The organism is Chitinilyticum aquatile DSM 21506 (assembly GCF_000430805.1).
Lineage (GTDB): Bacteria > Pseudomonadota > Gammaproteobacteria > Burkholderiales > Chitinibacteraceae > Chitinilyticum > Chitinilyticum aquatile.
The window spans coordinates 146,860-163,762 of the sequence record NZ_AUMS01000007.1 but is presented as its reverse complement, the minus strand read 5'-3'; the positions used below and the strand labels follow the sequence as shown (position 1 = coordinate 163,762).

17 protein-coding genes are annotated in these 16,903 nt (G+C 63.9%); 8 read left to right on the top strand and 9 right to left on the bottom strand.

Annotated elements, in window-relative coordinates; translation table 11 throughout:
- Positions 1-54 precede the first annotated feature (54 nt).
- The 3 genes from H559_RS19170 to H559_RS19160 all read left to right on the top strand — a co-directional run bounded on the left by H559_RS19170 (position 55) and on the right by H559_RS19160 (position 2,975).
- Positions 55-1,452 (top strand): TolC family protein, encoded by a 1,398-nt coding sequence (locus H559_RS19170; protein ID WP_051278983.1) that lies wholly within the window; start codon positions 55-57, stop codon positions 1,450-1,452.
- Between the two features lie 260 nt (positions 1,453-1,712).
- The gene (locus H559_RS21510) at positions 1,713-2,153 is read left to right on the top strand and encodes a hypothetical protein (protein ID WP_051278982.1); all 441 of its coding nucleotides are present in this window, start codon (positions 1,713-1,715) and stop codon (positions 2,151-2,153) included.
- 9 nt (positions 2,154-2,162) lie between these two features.
- A complete protein-coding gene (locus H559_RS19160) occupies positions 2,163-2,975 on the top strand; it encodes a DUF2145 domain-containing protein (RefSeq protein WP_051278981.1) in 813 nt (270 codons plus the stop codon).
- 203 nt (positions 2,976-3,178) lie between these two features.
- Here the strand turns inward: H559_RS19160 and H559_RS0105985 are convergent, their stop codons facing one another.
- The 9 genes from H559_RS0105985 to H559_RS0105940 form a co-directional block, all read right to left on the bottom strand.
- Positions 3,179-3,652, bottom strand: a complete 474-nt coding sequence (locus H559_RS0105985) for a hypothetical protein (RefSeq protein WP_028451952.1) — start codon at positions 3,650-3,652, stop codon at positions 3,179-3,181.
- A 65-nt stretch (positions 3,653-3,717) separates the two neighbouring features.
- Entirely contained in the window at positions 3,718-4,197 is a 480-nt protein-coding gene (locus tag H559_RS0105980; protein WP_028451951.1) for a hypothetical protein, read from the bottom strand.
- A 28-nt stretch (positions 4,198-4,225) separates the two neighbouring features.
- Entirely contained in the window at positions 4,226-4,687 is a 462-nt protein-coding gene (locus tag H559_RS0105975; RefSeq protein ID WP_034639965.1) for a GNAT family N-acetyltransferase, read from the bottom strand.
- On the bottom strand, positions 4,677-8,129 hold the full coding sequence (gene recC, locus H559_RS0105970; protein WP_028451949.1) for an exodeoxyribonuclease V subunit gamma: 3,453 nt from the start codon (positions 8,127-8,129) through the stop codon (positions 4,677-4,679). Before recC ends, H559_RS0105975 begins: the two co-directional genes overlap by 11 nt.
- A 68-nt stretch (positions 8,130-8,197) precedes the next feature.
- Positions 8,198-8,968, bottom strand: a complete 771-nt coding sequence (locus H559_RS0105965; RefSeq protein ID WP_028451948.1) for a substrate-binding periplasmic protein — start codon at positions 8,966-8,968, stop codon at positions 8,198-8,200.
- Positions 8,969-9,243: 275 nt separating this feature from the next.
- Positions 9,244-10,005, bottom strand: coding sequence for an alpha/beta fold hydrolase (locus tag H559_RS0105955; protein WP_028451947.1), 762 nt, complete (start codon positions 10,003-10,005; stop codon positions 9,244-9,246).
- A 123-nt stretch (positions 10,006-10,128) separates the two neighbouring features.
- Positions 10,129-10,620, bottom strand: a complete 492-nt coding sequence (locus tag H559_RS0105950; protein WP_028451946.1) for a DUF3617 domain-containing protein — start codon at positions 10,618-10,620, stop codon at positions 10,129-10,131.
- Positions 10,621-10,724: 104 nt separating this feature from the next.
- Positions 10,725-11,210: a DUF3617 domain-containing protein gene (locus tag H559_RS0105945; protein ID WP_028451945.1), complete on the bottom strand. Its 486-nt coding sequence runs from the start codon at positions 11,208-11,210 to the stop codon at positions 10,725-10,727.
- A 103-nt stretch (positions 11,211-11,313) separates the two neighbouring features.
- Positions 11,314-12,630: a DUF3422 family protein gene (locus H559_RS0105940; RefSeq protein WP_034639963.1), complete on the bottom strand. Its 1,317-nt coding sequence runs from the start codon at positions 12,628-12,630 to the stop codon at positions 11,314-11,316.
- Between the two features lie 431 nt (positions 12,631-13,061).
- On the opposite strand from H559_RS0105940, the gene H559_RS0105935 reads away from it, so the two are divergent.
- The 5 genes from H559_RS0105935 (at position 13,062) to H559_RS0105915 (ending at position 16,897) form a co-directional block, all read left to right on the top strand.
- A complete protein-coding gene (locus H559_RS0105935; RefSeq protein WP_028451943.1) occupies positions 13,062-13,733 on the top strand; it encodes a YceH family protein in 672 nt (223 codons plus the stop codon).
- A 139-nt stretch (positions 13,734-13,872) separates the two neighbouring features.
- On the top strand, positions 13,873-14,898 hold the full coding sequence (moaA, locus tag H559_RS0105930) for a GTP 3',8-cyclase MoaA (protein WP_051278980.1): 1,026 nt from the start codon (positions 13,873-13,875) through the stop codon (positions 14,896-14,898).
- Between the two features lie 2 nt (positions 14,899-14,900).
- Complete coding sequence (gene mobB, locus H559_RS0105925; protein WP_028451941.1) at positions 14,901-15,440, top strand: molybdopterin-guanine dinucleotide biosynthesis protein B; 540 nt, start codon at positions 14,901-14,903, stop codon at positions 15,438-15,440.
- The gene (locus tag H559_RS0105920; protein WP_028451940.1) at positions 15,433-16,623 is read left to right on the top strand and encodes a molybdopterin molybdotransferase MoeA; all 1,191 of its coding nucleotides are present in this window, start codon (positions 15,433-15,435) and stop codon (positions 16,621-16,623) included. Before mobB ends, H559_RS0105920 begins: the two co-directional genes overlap by 8 nt.
- 10 nt (positions 16,624-16,633) lie before the next feature.
- Positions 16,634-16,897, top strand: a complete 264-nt coding sequence (locus tag H559_RS0105915; RefSeq protein ID WP_245579338.1) for a MoaD/ThiS family protein — start codon at positions 16,634-16,636, stop codon at positions 16,895-16,897.
- Positions 16,898-16,903: the final 6 nt, after the last annotated feature.

The following is a 16,903-nucleotide window of genomic DNA, read 5'->3' as shown; positions in this document are numbered from 1 at the left end:
TATATGAACAAAGCCATTTCAATAAAAGGGCTGCAGCCTTATGGGTTTTTGGGTATGACGACGAGGGCGCCGGCAATTGCACTGGCCCTGTTGCTGAGTGCCTGCGCCAGCCCGGACTGGCAGCAGCCGCAGCTTGCCTTGCCAGCGCAGTGGGATGCATTGGCGCCAGTGGCGGCAGGCACCGTGCCGGCTGCAGCTCCAACCCCGCTTGCCGCCAACGATGCGGCCTTCTGGCAGGGCTACGGCGATGCGCAGCTTGTGCAGCTGCTGCAAACGGCTTCCGTGCAGAACAACGATCTGGCTGCGGCCGCCATCCGGCTGCGCAAGGCAGGCCTCGCGGTTGACCAGCGCGGGCAGGACAGGCTGCCGAACGTGACGCTGGGCGCATCGTCGGGTGCCAGCTGGGAAGTCGACCCCACTCGCCATGTCAACGACAACTTCAGCGCCAGCTTCGGCGTATCGTGGGAAATCGATCTCTGGGGCCGGCTTGCCGATCAGCAGGCCGCTGCCCGCTGGCGCCAGACCGCCAGCCAGGCCGAGCTGGATGCGCTGCAGCTCAGCATCCGCACCGATGTGGCCACCGCCTACTGGACGATTGCCCGCGACCAGGAGGCGCTGACGCAGGCCAGTGAAGAACTGGTCCGCGCACAGCAACTGCAGCAGCAGGTCGACAAACGCTATGCCGCCGGTGTGGTATCGGGGCTCGATGTGACGCAGGCGCGTGCTAACGTGATCCAGCAGCAGAACCGCGTGGCCAGCGCCCGGCTTGCCCTGGCGAAAAGCCGCTGGGCGCTGGGTGTTCTTCTGAACCAGACACCGGAAAGCACGTCTGGCATCAGCGCTGTACTACCCGAGACATTCCCGGCGGTGCCGGCCGGTTTGCCAGCCGAAGTGCTCGATCGCCGCCCCGATCTGGCGGCGGCAACAGCCAGCCTGCGCGCGGCCTTTGCCGATCAGGAGGCCAGCCGCAAGAGCTGGTATCCGACGCTGTCGCTCACCGGCTCGCTGGGCAGCAACAGCCTTGATCTGGTCGATCTGCTTGCCAATCCCGCCGCATCGTTGGGTGCCGGGCTGGCGCTGCCCTTCATCCAGTGGAACGAGATGCAGACTGCGCTCAAGATCAGCGAGGCCGATTACGAGCTGGCGGTGATTGCCTACCGCCAGAAGCTGCTGGGGGCGCTGCAGGAGGTGGAAAACGCGCTGGCCACGCGCAGCCAGCTGATTGATGCGCTGCCGCGCAGCGAACAGCTTTACGCCGACAATCGCAAGAGCGAAGCGCAGACGCTGCTGCGCTATCAGGCTGGTGCGGTTTCCTTCGAGGCGGTGCTCAATGCCCAGACCCGGCGCAAGGCGGCGGAGCTGGACTGGCTGCAGGACCGCTACCAGCTGGCGCTTGCCAATGTGCAGGTCTACAAGGTGCTGGGCGGCGTGCCTGCGGTCACGGAGCAGTAGTCACTCTGGCCTGCCTCGTCAGTGTTTTGCCCCACAGACTGGTGTGTAAATGTGCGGCTGCTGACGCGCAATGGCGCAGATTCTGCCCCTTTTGCGGCAATGCGGAGACATGACCGCCCACGAGGGCGGTACTTGCTAGACTGTGCCAGACCTGATGCCGGGCTGACAGATGGCCGGGGTTCATGCCCCGGCTTTTTTGTTTTCACGATAGCGAACCGCTCCTGGCGCTCGGGTTTTTCTTTTCAGGAGGCATTGCATTCATGCGAACACATCCATTTTCCGCACTCATTCTGCTGGCCATGCTGCTGGCAGGCCCGGCGCAGGCACGCAACGAGGGCAGCGAGATACTGCAAAGCGGGCTGGCCTCGATTGTGATGTCGCCCTTGCTGTCGCTGCAGGGCGAGCCCGTCGAGGCGTCGGCTGCGCTGGGGCTGGGTACGGGGCTCACTGTGGTCGGCATCGTCACTGTCGCGGGTGAGGGCAGCAAACTCACGCTGGAAAAAGCCGGTGACGGCAGCCGCTATGTCGTCAGGGTAAGCGAAGGCGTGATGACCGAGGTCGGTGTGACGGTGGGCGCTTCGGTGCGGGCGATGCCCGAGGCAACCGGTTACGCGCTGGTGGCTTCCGGCAAGCTGCTCGCCTTTATTCCGAACGAAGTGGGCATGGCGCTGCTGCACCAGTCGCGCATTGCCGCCGAGTAAGGAGGGGCCATGCTCAGAAAACTGTTTATCGTATTGCTGCTGAATCTGATTGCCGCCAGCGCCTGGGCCGGACGCACCTGCAAGGATGAACCACCCAAGGCCGAGGTGTTCCGCAAGGCCATGGCGGCAGGCCATGCCAGCCAGCAAAAGCTCGATGAATTGCAGCCGCAGGTGGCGCTGATCGCGCGCGTGGGGCAGGATTTGTCCGACTACAAGCTGCGCTTCTCGCATGTCGGCTTTGTGTGGCGCGACCCGGCTGCGGGTGGCCAGTGGCGGGTGATGCATCTGCTCAACCAGTGTGGCACGACGCAATCCGACCTGTGGCGCGAAGGGCTGGGCAACTTTTTCATGGATGACCCATTTGCCTACGATGCGCTGATTATCGTGCCGGCGCCGGCGGTGCAGCAGAAACTGCAGGCCTGGTTGCGCACACCGGCCGCCATGCAGGCATTGCGGGGTGAGCGCTACAACATGGTGGCGTATCCCTTCTCGACGCAATACCAGAATTCCAACCAATGGGTGCTGGAAGGGCTGGCCGCCGCGATGAGCCAGGATCTGGCGATCAAAAACCGCGCGCAGGCACAGCAATGGCTGAAGCTGATGGGCTACCAGCCGACCGAGTTGCGCATCAACACGGCCAAGCGGCTGGGCGGGCGCATGTTCCGCGCCAATATTGCCTTTGACGACCATCCGACCGACCGGCGCATGAGCGGCAAGATCGATACCGTGACGGTGGATTCGGTGCTGGCCTTCCTGCAGGCGCAGAGCAGGGATGTTCGGACCCATGTGGTGCCGGCACCGGTGGTGCCGGCGTTGCAGTAATCCGGCGGCTTCTGCTGATGGTGATATGTGTATTTCCATGCGGCCTCCGAATTTAAAAGGCTGTACGGCAATACCCATTATGAATGTGTTTTCCAGTCTGCCGGACTGGCTACGCCTTCGGCCACGCAAGCGGTCTGGCCGCGAAAGGCGTGCCGTCAATCGAGTGCTCTGCTGCGTTGCCGCTGTGGTATCTGCCCGCCCTGTCAGCTGGCAAGGGTTCGTTCCAGTTGATGCGGGGCTGAATGAGGGTAGGCTTTCATCCATTGCGCGCGATACAGTCTGGCCGGAGTACTCCGTAACGCACGGAGCAGCGCACGTGCAAAAGGTCGTGCCGCTGCTGAACCAAGAGGCTGCATGGTAACGGACCCGATTGCGTCGACTGCTTCTGCAAGCGACCATGGCGCCGTATCGCCGCTGAAACTGTGCAGCTGGAAGGTCAGGATGTCATCAATGCGGCTGATTTCCAGTAAATCGGCCGAAGGCTCGTATTGAAACAGGATGAACTGCCTGTCCGCACCCTTTAGCAGGGCGGTCACCGCAGAAACCAGCGCAGCAGGGCTGTCAACGACATAGGAAAATGAATGGAACAGGACTGGCTCGTTATCGGGCAGGCTCAACCGCATTGACATCCAGCCACTACCTGACAATTCCGTATCTGAAACGAGAAACTGGATCATGGTTTTTGCATGAAATCGTTGTGGCGTGATTGTAAATCTGTGTAGTTTTCGCACCTACAGCACCATTAGGATCTGGAAAATCCTTGTGGGGATAAAACCCCCTGATTGCGGATGCCAAGTAGAACGCTCAAGCGCTGGCATTCCTCTTTGGCTTCCTCCTTGCCACCAGCAGTCAGCAGTACGAGTTCATCGCGGCGGATGCTGAACAGCCTGATCTGAAAAGCGCCGTGCCGGTTCGTGCCGGCATACAGGTAGGAAAAATCGGCGAGCGGGAGGGTTCGGGTTCTGAAAGGCGTTTTCCATAGCCGGTTTGTCACGCAAAGGGTCTGGTCATGCGGGTCAAAGGTGATGTTCTTGCGCAAGAGGCACAGCAGCAAAATGACTTGCAGCGCCACGATGAATGCGATCTGCTCGTGCAAGCCGCCGGCCAGGGCTTCGTTTGACCATTCGAGCATCATCCACGTCAGGCTGAGTATGGCGATGGCAAGGTTGAGCCTGGTTATCCAGCCCGTTGTTTGGTTGGCGATAAGAATCGGGGTTTTCATGCTGAATTTGCTTGTCCGGGTTAGGAGGCTAGGCGGCGAGCCGATACAGCCAGCCTTCCTCATGCTCATTGCTTGTCGGCGCTATTTTTTGCCAGCCCAATGCCGCAGCGATCTTGTGGCTGGCCGTGTTTTCCGTGGCGATGAATACATGCAGGTCAGCCAGCGTCATTTCCTGCTCGAGTCGGGCAATGGCCATGTGGCACATGACTTTGGCCAGACCCTTTCCCCAGTAAGCCTTGCGCAGGAAATAGCCGAAATCCGGCTTGCCATCGAGCGACTTCACCCCGCAGAAACCGATCAGCTCGCCATTTTCGCACTCGCGGAAGGCGAAACGGCTGGGGGCTTGCAGCTCGGCGGCAAACCAGTTCTCTGCTTCCGGGGCTGTCATTGCCCGGCGCGGGCCAAGAAAGCGCATCACTTCCGGGTCTTGCAGCAGATCAAAAACAGCCGCCTTGTCCTGCAGGGTGAGGCGTGAAATTTCAATCTGCATCAGTCGTTCCGTAGACGGCCCCGGCCAGCGGCGCATACAGCGTTTCCAGCCACGCCTCGTACCCCGGCTCGGCCAGCAGGCTGTCATAGTCCGCCCACCTCAGGCCGAAATAGGGGTCGTAGCCGAGCAGCCCGCCAGTCATATAGCCGTCGCCTTCCAGTGTCCTGCGTGCGGCCTCGTGGGCTTTGCTGCGGTCCTGCGCTTTGCCCAGCTCGAAGAACCAGCTGCTGGCGAGTTCCAGCCGGGCGGGCAGTGGCGACTGCATGCCGGCCACCCAGGCGTCGAGCAGTGTGGCAAGCAGGGCTCCGGCTTCGCTGGCGGCCAGCACGGGTAGCGCCAGCGTGGTATCGAAGCCGATCAGCTGCGTCTGGCAGGGGGCCAGGCTGTTGAGCGCCAGGTGGCAGACCCAGGATTCGGCGAAACGGTGCAGCTTGATCTGGCCCTTGCTGCTTTTCAGCCCGCCATTGAGCAGCACCAGCCGCGCGCGCTCACCAGTGGCACTGGCAAACAACTGGTCGATACCGCCTTCCAGTGCCGGATGCGCCGCGGTGGCGGGACGGAAATACGGGCAGGGTTTGAGTGCCTCTGGCCATGCCGCACGCGCGCTGCGATAGTGCCTGGCTGCCTGCCGCGCCTGGGCGCTGAGACGCTGCATGGCGGCGTCCGAAAAGCCGGCAACGGGCAGGCTGCCGGCACGCTGCAGTGCTTCGACGCGTGCAGCGATGGCCTGGTCCTGGTATTCCGGTTCCGCAGCAAGTGCCGTGGCGACCAGGCCGGTTTCGAATTGCGTTTCCTGCAGGCGGTCGATGGTGAACGGTTCGTCGTCTTCCGTGCTGGCGTCGTCGTTGCGCCAGTCAACGCGCAGTCGGTCGCGGTAGTAGCCGGCGACCGGGTCGCGGTAGAAACGCGCGAGCTCAGTGAGCGTGAGCGGCGTGTCGCGTGTGAGCGGCGGCAGGGTGATGTCGATGGCCTGGCTGTTGCTGGCAGCGTGCCAGTGCGCGGCGTAGGTGAACAGTTGCGGCTGGCCGGCCAGGTAGGCGCGACTGAAGGGCTGCAGCGGGTGATGCGTGGTGAGGTGGGCGGTGAGCGCCGGGGTGTTTTCGTCCGCCAGCATTGCACTGCGGTCGAGGTAATCGCGCAACTGCTCGACGAGAATCGAGGCGGGGCGTTCGCTGTTGTCGCGCACGCTGGCGCCCACCCAGGAAATGTAGAACTGCCGGCGTGCGGACAGCAGCGCTTCCAGCAGCAGATAGCGGTCGTCGTCGCGCCGCGCGCGATCACCCGGGCGGGTTTTGCGGCCGCCGTCTTGCTGCCTGTGGCTCGCCATCAGGTCGAAATCGTTGGTTTCCTGTCGGCGCGGGTAGGCGCCGTCGTGCAAACCCAGCAGGCACACCACCTGATACGGAATCGCGCGCATCGGCATCAGCGTGGCGAAGGTCACGCTCGCCGCCGGATAGCGCTGGCCGCGACTCTTCGCATCGACCTCGGCCAGCCAGGCCTCGCGCACAATGGCCAGCGTCAGCGTGCCGGAAAAGGCTGATTCTTCGCAGGCCGCCTGCCAGTCGGCGAGCGTGCGCCGCAGGTCGGCCAGCAGCGCCAGATCGTCTTCATCGATGGCGCTGAAAAAATCATCCAGCAAGGCCGATAGCCGCGCTTGCCAGACTGCTGGCGTGGCGGGTGTTTGCAGGGTTTGCCAGGCGGCATCAAGCGCGTGCACCAGATTGGCCAGCTTGCCGGCACTGGCGGCAGCCAGGCCGGCTACTTCGTCATAGGGCTCGATGCCTTGCCACGCGCCGGCATCGCCAATCGCGTAGCCCAGCAGCATGCGTTTCAGCCCTGCCAGCCAGGTGTTCTGCGCCACCGCCGGCACGCCAAAGGCGGCATTGCGGTGCTGTGCGGAGATACCCCAGCGCACGCCGGCGCCGTGTACCCAGGCCTGCAGCTGCGGCAGTTCGTCGTCATTGATGCCGAAGCGCGCCCGCAGCGCCGGCACGTCGAGCAGATCGAACACGGTGCTGGCGGTGAGACGTTCGTGATCGAGCGCCAGCAGTGTGTCGAGCGCGACCAGCAGCGGATGGCGGCGGCGCACGCCCTGATCGGCAATGGCATAGGGTATGTGCGTAGAGCCCTTGTCATTCATGCCGAAGACGGCGGAGATATGGGGGGTATATTCCGCGATGTCCGGCACCATCACGATGATGTCGCGCGGGGTAAGGGTCTGGTCTGCCTCGAACAGTGCCAGCAGCTGATCGTGCAGGATTTCCATTTCGCGCTGCGGGCTGTGCGCGACGTGAAAGGCAATCGAGCGATCGGTCTGGGCCACTTTCCAGCGCCGGCTGCTATCCGCTGGCGGCGGTTCCAGCTCCAGCATCGTGCGCTGCACGTGGGCGAGCAGCGTGTCCTCGGCCGGCGGCGTGAAGCATTCCACGCGCAAGGTGTCGGTATGGCGTTCCTGCCAGTAACCGGTTTCGTCGCGCGCGTCGAGCAGACGGATGTAATCGCGCCCCTGCCTGCCCCACTGTGCCAGCAGCGGATGGCTGGCCAGATGCAGCGCTTCGCGGTCGAGCCTGATTTCCCTGCCGATACCGGTTTTTTTGCCTTTGACGCGCTGGTGTTCGCGGCGCAGCAGCCATTTCTCGTCGACCACATCACCCCAGTAATACTGGCTGGGGTTGAGTACCGCAATGATGACCTGCGTGTGGCGGCCGAGCGCGGCCAGCGCGTCGAGCCACTGCTGCGGCAGCGCGGAAATGCCGAATACGACGACGCGCGGCGGCAGGGCGTTCCGGATTGCAGCGGGCAGCGTGTCCTGCCGCAGCGCGGCCAGATACTGCTCGTGAATGTCGGCGCGGCTGAGAAAGGCGTCTTTACCCAGGTCGGTGCGGATCGCCCGCCACAGTGCCGGCTGCCAGCGCTGCTCGTCGGGAACCGGATCGGTGAAATCGTCCAGCACATCCTGCCCGCTGGCCCAGTGGCTTAACCAGTCGGCGCGGTAAACCTGATACTGGTCGAAGAGGTCGGCGAGCTTTTGCGCCAGCTGAAAGGGCTTGCGCCCGTCGCTGTCATCGGCCAGAAAACGCGCCAGCGGCGCATAGACCGGATCAGCCAGCAGGCCGGGCAGGAGCCGCAGCAGGCGCCACTGCAGCTGTTCCTTGTCGAACGGGCTTTCGCGCGGCACGCGCTCGCGCCCCAGCACGGTGCGGTACATGCGCCAGAGAAAGCGCGACGGCAGTTCGGTATCCAGCCCGGCGGCCACGCGCGTTGCCGGGTGGCTGGCAATCGCGATCTTGAGCCACTGCGCAATGCCCGTGCTCTGGATCAAGAGCGTTTCGCTGGCCAGTGGGGCGAGCGGGTGCGCGGTCAGCCATTCGAGAGTCAGGTCACGCAGGTCTTCAAGGCGGTTGCCGTGCAGGACAATCAGGCCGGGGGCGGGGGAAGTCATGGGATGCAATCAGGAAAGCAGTGCTGCATCGTAGCGCGGTGGCAGGCTGGTGTCAGCCGTGTGGCGGTTTACTGTGCCTTCTGGCCGGTGTATTTGCTCACGATGCGGGCGTAGCTGCCATCCTGATGAATCGCATTGAGTGTAGCTTCAAGCTGACGGGCCAGTTGCTCGCGTTCCGGCACTGCCGCACGACGCGAAATGACCAGAAACGCGGGCCTGTGCTCCTGCAGCAGGCGCGGCAGCAGCCGCAGGCTGGCGGTCGCCCCGCTATTGCGCAGCGCGTACTGCGTAGAAATCACATTGGCTGCGAAGAGGTCGATGCGCCCGGCCTGGAGCTTGCGGATATTCTGCTCGACCGCGTTGACTTCTTCGATCTGCAGACGCCCTTCACGCACGGCACGGTCGAACTCATCCTGCAGCACAAAACCGCGATTGATCCCGAGCCGCTTGCCGTCAAGGTCGGCCAGGCCGGTAAACCGCAGGGTGCTGTTTGCGGGCGCAAAGAGCCCCAGCGCGCTGTAATGCACCGGGCCGGTGTATTGGGCAAACTGCTCGCGCTCCGGGGTTCGGAACAGCGGGCTGGCCAGTGCCACCTGGCCTTGCTCCACCTGCTGCAGCACGCGCTTCCAGGGCAGCAGCTCGATCCTGAAGCGGATATCCAGGCGGCGGCCCACTTCGTTGAGCACGTCAATGTCGATGCCGGCCGGCTGACCACTGGCGTCGCGGAAACTGTAGGGCGCGAGGTTTTCATCGCTCGCCACCCGATACTCCGCGGCTTGCAGCGGCTGGGCGAGCAGGCAGACGAACAGCAGTAGCAGGCGCAGGAATGCATCAGGCATGGCGGGCAGACCGGGAGATGGTACCCGCTCATTCTAGTTCAGCCTTGCGTCAGCCGTTCATGCTACCGGACTGATTCTTCTTGCTCTCAGATGTGGCAGGCTGGTGCTTGGCCGGCCTGCTGCGGGCCAAGCTGCAGCTCGTATCGTCATGCCGCTGGCTGGCGATGCGGTACATCAGGCGCGCATTCATGATTTGAATGGGTATTTCTATGTGGCCATTTCAAATAAAGGGCTTTGTACTGATACATTGATGGGTATTTGTGCTGCCTGCCGGCTTATTCCAGCCTTGCCAGGAAGTCGAGCACGAAACGTCCGGTACCGGCCGGGTTTTCCCATGCCGGGAAACTGCCGGCATCGGGAATCTCGGCAAGCCGGGCATTGGGCAGGTTGGCGGCCAGGAACTGGCTGGCGCGCTTGAGGTCATCGATTTCTTCCGCGCCGTGATAGAGCAGCACGGGCTGGCGGATGAGCAGCAGGCGGCCGGCGAGCTGGGTGAGCTTGCGCGGCTGGAAGGGCGACAGCCAGGGCGCACCGTCAAATTCGCGCGCCATGCTGTCAAAGGCGTCCGCACGGCAGCGTTTCGGGTGCGCGTGCAGGTATCTGAACCAGTCGGCCTTGCCCAGCCAGTCATCCCTTGCGGCCTGCACGCCGTGAGTCAACGCCAGGGTGCGCGACTGAAGGTGCAGTGTACGGGCGTGCGGCATGTCGAAGCCGGGCAGAAAGCCGCTTTCGAGCACCAGCCCGGAGAACAGCTGTGGCTGGCGGTTGGCGAGCAGCAGGCCGACTGCCGCGCCGGTGTGGCTGCCCCAGAAGCGGGCCTGGATGATCTTTTTATCGGCCAGCGTCTTTTCAATGTCGTCGGCATATTCTTCCAGCCCGAAGGGTCCGGGTTGCCGGGCGTGGTGGCCGTGGCCGCGCAACTCCAGCGGCAGCAGCCGGTAATCGTCTTCGAGCGCGGCGATCTGCGGTTTGAAGTAGCTGGCATTCAGGCCAAAGCCGTGCAGCAGCACAAGCCAGGGGCGGCGGTCGGTGTTCATGGCGTGCATTCCCGCTAACTGGTCGTCAACACAAAGGACTACACGCTTACTATAAATGCCCGCTGGCAATTGTCAGGCTGGCCGTGAAGCGCCAGCCGATGGATGCGCGGCCGCAGGCGTGGGTCAGCAGTCGCCGGCGCGCCTGGCCTTGCCCTGCTGGACAAGCGGTGCTGCGCTGCCCCGTTCGACACGGTGCTCGAAGGTGTAGCTGTCGCGCGCTGCACTGAACTGATATTGCCCGGTCAGGGTCAGCGGGTCGGGCTGGCTGCAGCGGTATTCGACGCTGAGCGTATTGCCTTTTGCATTGAACATCGGGGCTGCGCAGTCGGATGCCCCCTGCAATTCCGACATGCCCGGATACCAGCTTGCGAGTGCCTGCTTGCTCAGGCAGACGGTGACGGTACGCGTACCGGCTTTCAGGTCATAGTGCAGCTGGTTCTGCTCCAGCGCCTTCAGCGTGGCGCTGTCGATGCCGCGCAGGATGTCCAGCTGCTCGGTGCTGAGAGCAGTCGTGATCGCCCATTCGCCGGGCAGCGGAGTAATTGGTGCCGTTTCAGAAGCCAGGACAAACGGGGAGAGGCTGGCAGTAAGCAGCAGGGAAACGCAGAGACGCATGGCAGTTCCAGATCGGATCAGTGTTGACGGGCGTGCGTACTGTAGCCGAGCGCGCAGGCCGTGTCAGCTGCCGGTGCGGCACTGTTTCCCTGCGGGTGTTGCGTTCAGCAGTCGCCGATGCGCTGGGCCTTGCCGTTCATGTCCATGACGCGGCCTTCGGTTTCCATGTGGTGCTGGAAGGTGTAGCCATCCCGCGCGGGACTGAACTGGTAGACGCTGTGCATGGTCATGGGCCGCGGTGCGGAGCATTTCAGATCCATCGTCATCGTATTGCCGCTGACGCTATACGCCGGCTTGTCGCAGCGGGTGTCTTTCGAAGCCCGGTCGCCGGCGCGGTTCCATTCGCCGATGGTCTGCTTGTTCAGGCAGAGCTTCATCGTCATCGTGCCCGCTTTCAGGTCGTAGCTCATGCCGTGCTGCTCCATGGCTTTCATGGACTTGGCATCCATGCCCTGCATGGCCGCCTTCTGGTCGGGCGGCATGCTGGTGGTGATCTGCCATTGCCCCAGCACGGGCATCATCGGGGGCAGGTCGGCGGCACTGGCACTGCTGGCCAGCAGAACGGGAACGAGGGCGAACAGGATGCGCATGGCGTTTCTCCGGCAGGGCAACGATGACCTCACTGTAGTGCCTGCGTGTGCATGTGCAGCAGCAAATGCCGCTTTTCCGGCCGGATCTTCCGCCGGCCGGCGCTCAACCATGCTCGCGCTGCAGATGCTGGCGCGTACGGTGCAACCCCCACGCGACTGTGCCGGCGACAAAGGGAATCAGCAGCGCGGTGCTCAGCTCGACATCCAGATGCAGGCCGCCGGCTTTCAGTCCTTTCAGTGCATAGCCCAGCAGCCCCAGCAGGTAATAGCTGATGGCGGCAACCGAGAGACCCTCCACCGTCTCCTGCAGGCGCAACTGCAGCGTGGCGCGGCGCTCCATCGAGCCCAGCAACTCCTGGTTCTGCTGCTCAAGGCTGATGTCGACGCGCGTGCGCAGCAGGGCGGTCGCGCGGCTGACGCGCTCGGCCAGTTCGCGCTGGCGCTGTGCGACCACCGTGCAGTGCTCCATCGCCGGGGTGAGCTGCCGGCCAACGAACTGGCTGAAGGGCTGCAGGCCCTGGATGCGGACTTCGCGCAGTTCAGTCAGCCGCCGCGTGACGCTTTCCGCCGAGCTGTGCGCGGCGGAAAAGCGGTAGTCGGTGCGTGCGACGGCGCTTTCGATGCGCGCAGCCAGCTGCGTGAGGCGGTCGAGCAGCGCGGCTTCGTCGTCCTGGCGCGCCTGCGGCATGGCACCGGTCAGCTCGGCGAGTTCGCGCTCGGCTGCCGCAAGTTCCGGATCGATGCTTTTGGCCAGTGGCGCTGCCAGCATCGCCAGCTGACGGTGGCAATCGATATCGAACAGACGCTGCAGCATGCGGCCGGCCTGCCGGCGCCCCATCACGCGGTCGGCGAGCACGTAGCGGCTGAAGCCGTCGGCATGGATTGCGCCGTCGCTGTAGGCAATGCCGGCACCGTCGCCGATTTCCGCTCCGATCAGCTCGTGGTGCTCGAAATAGCTGGCGGCCAGATGCGGAATGCTGATCGGCACCTTGTTGTAGGGCAGCACCAGCGCGTGCGCCGCCATCAGCACATTGCCCGGCAGTTGCGCCAGCCAGTCGGCCGGCAGCTCCAGAATCGCAGGGTCGGCAAAGCCGGCGTCCGCTGACGCTGCCATGCTCACGCTCAGTGTCGAGTATTCGCTGTGCCGCGTCCAGAGTACCTGGCAGCCGGGCAGCTCCAGCCTGGCGTGCGTCGCCGGCAGGCGCGGCGGTGTCTGGCCGAAATGCAGCGCCAGTTCGGCAATCAGCCAGATTTCCTGCACGGCGCTCAGGTTGCGGTTCAGCCAGGCAAGGTGGCTGATGCGCCCCGGTGTCGGCACGGTGGGGTAGGGATGGGCAAGCGCCTCGGCGGCAATGGCGTGGCGCTGCGGGTGGTCATGCAGCCTGAGGGTAAAGGCCGGGCGGGTGGCGGTGGCATCCATGGCGTTCTCCTTGTGGGATAGGCTGCGCAGACTGCAACGGGCAGGGCATCCCGGTCTGCGCCCAGATGCAGCCAAGCATGGGCTGTGCCTGTTACGGTTTTGTGCCGGCAGGTGGGCGCTGGCGCGGCGCGCCATACCGCGATTTGTCTCGTAAAATCGTTGGGTATATGGCTATGGCCATTTTGAATGAAGGGCTTCAGGCATATACATCTGCTTGTATTTAGGCCTCCGCCCTCGGATTGTCCTGCGTGTGCGAATGTTGCAGTGTGTACGATGCCGCCTGGCGTGTTGCATGCGCGCACGCAGCCTGACTGCAACTGTTCCTATGCACTGTTGCAGTGCAGCATGGGCGGGCGATGACGGTGCCGGTGTGCCCGGCGCGCGCGTATTCATTGCATAATGCGTGCTTTCCCTGATGCTGCGGATCGCACATGACCGAGACTACCGTTCCCCTGCTTTCCCTTGCCGAAACCCGCGTGCTGGGTGTGCTGATCGAAAAGCAGCAGACTGTTCCCGATACTTATCCTTTGTCGCTCAACAGCCTGCTGGCTGGCTGCAACCAGAAAAGCAGCCGCGATCCGGTACTCGAACTGGCCGATGGCGACGTGCTGGCCGCGCTGGGTCGTCTGCGCGAGCTGGGCCTGGTTGACGAGGTATTCGGCAACCGCGTGACGCGCTACGAGCATTTTTTCGGCAAGGCACTGCAGATTCCCAGCCAGTCGGTCGCTCTGCTGGCGGTACTGATGCTGCGTGGCCCACAGACCGCCGGCGAATTGCGCCTGAATTGCGAGCGTCTGCACCGCTTCTCCGACATTTCCGCCGTGGAAGGGTTTCTGGAAGAGCTGGCCGGGCGCCCGGCCGGCGCGCTGGCCATCAAGCTGCCGCGCCAGCCCGGTTCCCGCGAGGCGCGCTGGGCGCACCTGCTGTCGGGCGACGTGGATGTGTCTGCGCCCCAGCCCGTGGCAGCGGCACGTGGCGGCAGCGGTGAAGTGGCCGAATTGCGCGCGGAGGTGGCGGCACTGGGCGAGGAAGTCGCGCGGCTGAAAACCCTGCTGGCGCGCGTGTGCGGCGAACTGGGCATCGCCGCTGATGCGGCAGACTGACAATTCCCCCGCAAAGCCGGTGGATTGTGACGCAAGCATCAACGGGGTCTAGTCACTAAGTAGTAATGCCCTGGTCCTTCGTCCGACTAACTGTAAGGCACACGCCAAACGCTTAGACTGATGCAGTGAGGAAACCGCCATGACGACTGCCATCGACCCCGCCGCATCCGCCAATCTGTCCGACCGCGCGAGCCTGAGCGACCGCTTTGGCCGCAGCGTGCGTTACCTGCGCCTGTCCGTCACGGATCGCTGCGACCTGCGCTGCAATTATTGCCTGCCCAAAGGCTTCGACGGCTATGCCGAGCCTGCCGAGTGGCTGAGTTTTGCCGAGGTCGAACGGGTGGTCGCCGCGTTTGCCCGCATGGGCGTATCGCGCGTGCGCCTCACCGGCGGCGAGCCGCTGCTGCGGCGCAATCTTGTCGATCTGGTCGGCAATCTGGCGGCAATTGACGGCGTGCGCGACCTCTCGCTGTCCACCAATGCCACGCAGCTGGGCAAGCATGCGCATGCGCTCAAACGTGCCGGCCTGGCGCGCATCAATGTCAGCCTCGATTCGCTCGACAAGGCCTGTCTGAATTCGGTGACCGGGCGCGACAGTTTCGACGCCATCATGGCTGGCATCATGGCCGGCAAGGAAGCGGGTTTCAGTCCGATCAAGCTCAATATGGTGGCCATGCGCGGCGTGAACGATCACGAAATCGAACGCATGGCGCAGTTCTGTCTTGATGAGGGCTTCATTCTGCGCCTGATCGAAACCATGCCGGTCGGCGATACCGGTCGTAATGCGCAATATCTGCCGCTCGACGACGTGCGCCCGCAGCTCATCGAACGTTTCGGCCTTGTGCCCTGCGTGCAGGAATTGGGCGGAGGCCCGGCGCGCTACTGGCAGACTGCGGACGGACGCGGGCAGATCGGCTTCATCACGCCGATTTCGCAGCATTTCTGTGCCACCTGCAACCGCGTGCGCTTATCAGTGGATGGCACGCTCTACCTGTGTCTGGGGCAGGAAGAGAAATTCGAACTGCGCCCCTTGCTGCGCGCGGGATGTTCCGATGCCGAGCTGGATGCAGCGATTCGTGCTGCCATCGAATTGAAGCCCGAGCGCCACGAATTCATCGAGCAGCCGGCCAAGATCATCCGCTTCATGTCGCAGACGGGGGGCTGAGCATGCCGGTGACGAAGGCGGTCTTCGGCATCTGCGGCTGGTCGGGCTCGGGCAAGACGACACTGATCGAGCAATTGCTGCCGGTCTTGATGGGTATGGGGCTGCGGGTCAATGTCATCAAGCATTCACACCATATACCCGCGATGGAACCGCCGACGAAAGATAGCGCGCGCTTCCGTGATGCCGGCGCGCAGGAAGTCATGCTCGCCACGCCCTGGGGCTATGTGCTCAGCCACCCCTTGCGCGAGGCCGCCGAGCCGTCCTTGCCTGAATTGCTGGCGCGGCTTGCTCCGGCCGACCTGACGCTGGTCGAGGGCTTCAAGCAGGAAGCGATCCCGCGCCTGGAAGTCTGGCGCGCGGCCACTGGCAAACCCTTGCTGGCGCCGGATGATTGCGGCATTGTGGCCATCGCCTGCGACAGTACGCCGGCAGCCATCGATTCTCGCGCCAGTCAGGTGCCACTGCTGGCTCTCAATGACATCAACGCGGTGGCGGCATTCATTGTCCGCCACCTCAAACTCGATACCGCCCGCCATGCTTGATTTTGATACCGCCCTTGGCCAGCTGCTGGCCGCCGCCCGCCGCCAGACACAGACTGAAACCGTGCCGCTGGCCGGTGCTGACGACCGCGTGCTGGTTGCCGACGTGATTGCGCCGCTCGCTGTTCCGAGTTTCGACAACAGCGCGATGGATGGCTACGCGCTCAATGTGCCCGATTTTGCCGCTGCACCGCAGGCCTATCCGGTGGTCGCGCGCATTGCCGCTGGCGATGTGCCGGCGCCGCTGCTGCCGGGCACTGCCGCGCGCATTTTCACCGGTGCACCAATACCTGCCGGGTGTAATGCGGTAGAAATGCAGGAAAATGCAAGGCTGCAGGGCGATACCCTGCATCTGGAACGTGCCCCGCGCGCCGGCCAGCATATTCGCTGCACTGGAGAAGACATCGCCAGCGGCGCTGTCGTGCTGCATGCCGGCCACCGTCTTGAGCCGGCCGCGCTGGCGCTGCTCGCCTCGCTGGGCATTGCAGAAGTCAGCGTGTTTGTGCCGCTCAAGGTCGCATTGCTCAATACCGGCGACGAGCTGGTCGAGCCGGGCCAGCCGCTGGCTCCCGGCCAGATCTACAACAGCAACCGCTACGCGCTGGCCGCTTTGCTGCAGCGCCTTGGCTGCGAGCTGACCATTGCCGGCCTCGTTGCCGACGATTTCGAGAGCACCCGCAGCGAACTGGCCCGGCTGGCGGCCAGCCACGATGTGGTCATCAGTACCGGTGGCGTGTCGGTGGGCGAGGAAGACCATGTGAAGGCGGCAGTGCAGGCGCTGGGCGAGCTGAATGTGTGGAAAATCGCCATCAAGCCCGGCAAGCCCTTTGCATTCGGACGCATTGCCGACGCCGATTTCATCGGCCTGCCCGGCAATCCGGTGTCGGCCTTCGTGACCTTCCTGATGCTGGTGCGTCCATTCCTGCTGGCGCGCAGCGGCGCAGCACAGACCGCGTCTGTCGCATTGCCGTTGCCGGCCGGTTTTGCCTGGCCCAAAGCCGGCGACCGGCGTGAATTTCTGCGCGTGAAGCTGGGGGATGACGGCCGCGTGCTGCTGTATCCGCATCAGGGCTCGGCAGTGATGACGTCGCTGGCCTGGGCCGATGGGCTGGTCGACCTGCCGGCCGGGCAGACCGTTGCCGCCGGCGACATCGTGCGCTATCTGCCCCTGGCGGGCCTGCTGTAAGAGGATGAACATGGCAAGCATGACGATCCGGGTGCTGTATTTCGCCCGCCTGCGCGATGTGCTGCGCACCAGCGAAGAAACGCTGGCGCTGCCCGAAGGTGCGACACTGGCCGATCTGGTGGCGCTGCTGGTGGCTCGCGGCGGCGACTGGGCGACGGAATTCGGTGGCGCACGCGTTTTCCGTGCCGCCATCAATCAGGACATGGCAAGCCTTGCCGAGGTGATTCCGGCCGATGCCGAGGTGGCGCTGTTTCCGCCGGTCACCGGTGGCTGAGGAGCG

Bases quoted from the DNA above. Each gene is read 5' to 3' on its own strand.
- H559_RS19170 (WP_051278983.1), top strand. From the start codon at position 55: ATGACGACGAGGGCGCCGGCAATTGCACTGGCCCTGTTGCTGAGTGCC.
- H559_RS21510 (WP_051278982.1), top strand. From the start codon at position 1,713: ATGCGAACACATCCATTTTCCGCACTCATTCTGCTGGCCATGCTGCTG.
- H559_RS19160 (WP_051278981.1), top strand. From the start codon at position 2,163: ATGCTCAGAAAACTGTTTATCGTATTGCTGCTGAATCTGATTGCCGCC.
- H559_RS0105985 (WP_028451952.1), bottom strand. From the start codon at position 3,652: ATGATCCAGTTTCTCGTTTCAGATACGGAATTGTCAGGTAGTGGCTGG.
- H559_RS0105980 (WP_028451951.1), bottom strand. From the start codon at position 4,197: ATGAAAACCCCGATTCTTATCGCCAACCAAACAACGGGCTGGATAACC.
- H559_RS0105975 (WP_034639965.1), bottom strand. From the start codon at position 4,687: ATGCAGATTGAAATTTCACGCCTCACCCTGCAGGACAAGGCGGCTGTT.
- recC (WP_028451949.1), bottom strand. From the start codon at position 8,129: ATGACTTCCCCCGCCCCCGGCCTGATTGTCCTGCACGGCAACCGCCTT.
- H559_RS0105965 (WP_028451948.1), bottom strand. From the start codon at position 8,968: ATGCCTGATGCATTCCTGCGCCTGCTACTGCTGTTCGTCTGCCTGCTC.
- H559_RS0105955 (WP_028451947.1), bottom strand. From the start codon at position 10,005: ATGAACACCGACCGCCGCCCCTGGCTTGTGCTGCTGCACGGCTTTGGC.
- H559_RS0105950 (WP_028451946.1), bottom strand. From the start codon at position 10,620: ATGCGTCTCTGCGTTTCCCTGCTGCTTACTGCCAGCCTCTCCCCGTTT.
- H559_RS0105945 (WP_028451945.1), bottom strand. From the start codon at position 11,210: ATGCGCATCCTGTTCGCCCTCGTTCCCGTTCTGCTGGCCAGCAGTGCC.
- H559_RS0105940 (WP_034639963.1), bottom strand. From the start codon at position 12,630: ATGGATGCCACCGCCACCCGCCCGGCCTTTACCCTCAGGCTGCATGAC.
- H559_RS0105935 (WP_028451943.1), top strand. From the start codon at position 13,062: ATGACCGAGACTACCGTTCCCCTGCTTTCCCTTGCCGAAACCCGCGTG.
- moaA (WP_051278980.1), top strand. From the start codon at position 13,873: ATGACGACTGCCATCGACCCCGCCGCATCCGCCAATCTGTCCGACCGC.
- mobB (WP_028451941.1), top strand. From the start codon at position 14,901: ATGCCGGTGACGAAGGCGGTCTTCGGCATCTGCGGCTGGTCGGGCTCG.
- H559_RS0105920 (WP_028451940.1), top strand. From the start codon at position 15,433: ATGCTTGATTTTGATACCGCCCTTGGCCAGCTGCTGGCCGCCGCCCGC.
- H559_RS0105915 (WP_245579338.1), top strand. From the start codon at position 16,634: ATGGCAAGCATGACGATCCGGGTGCTGTATTTCGCCCGCCTGCGCGAT.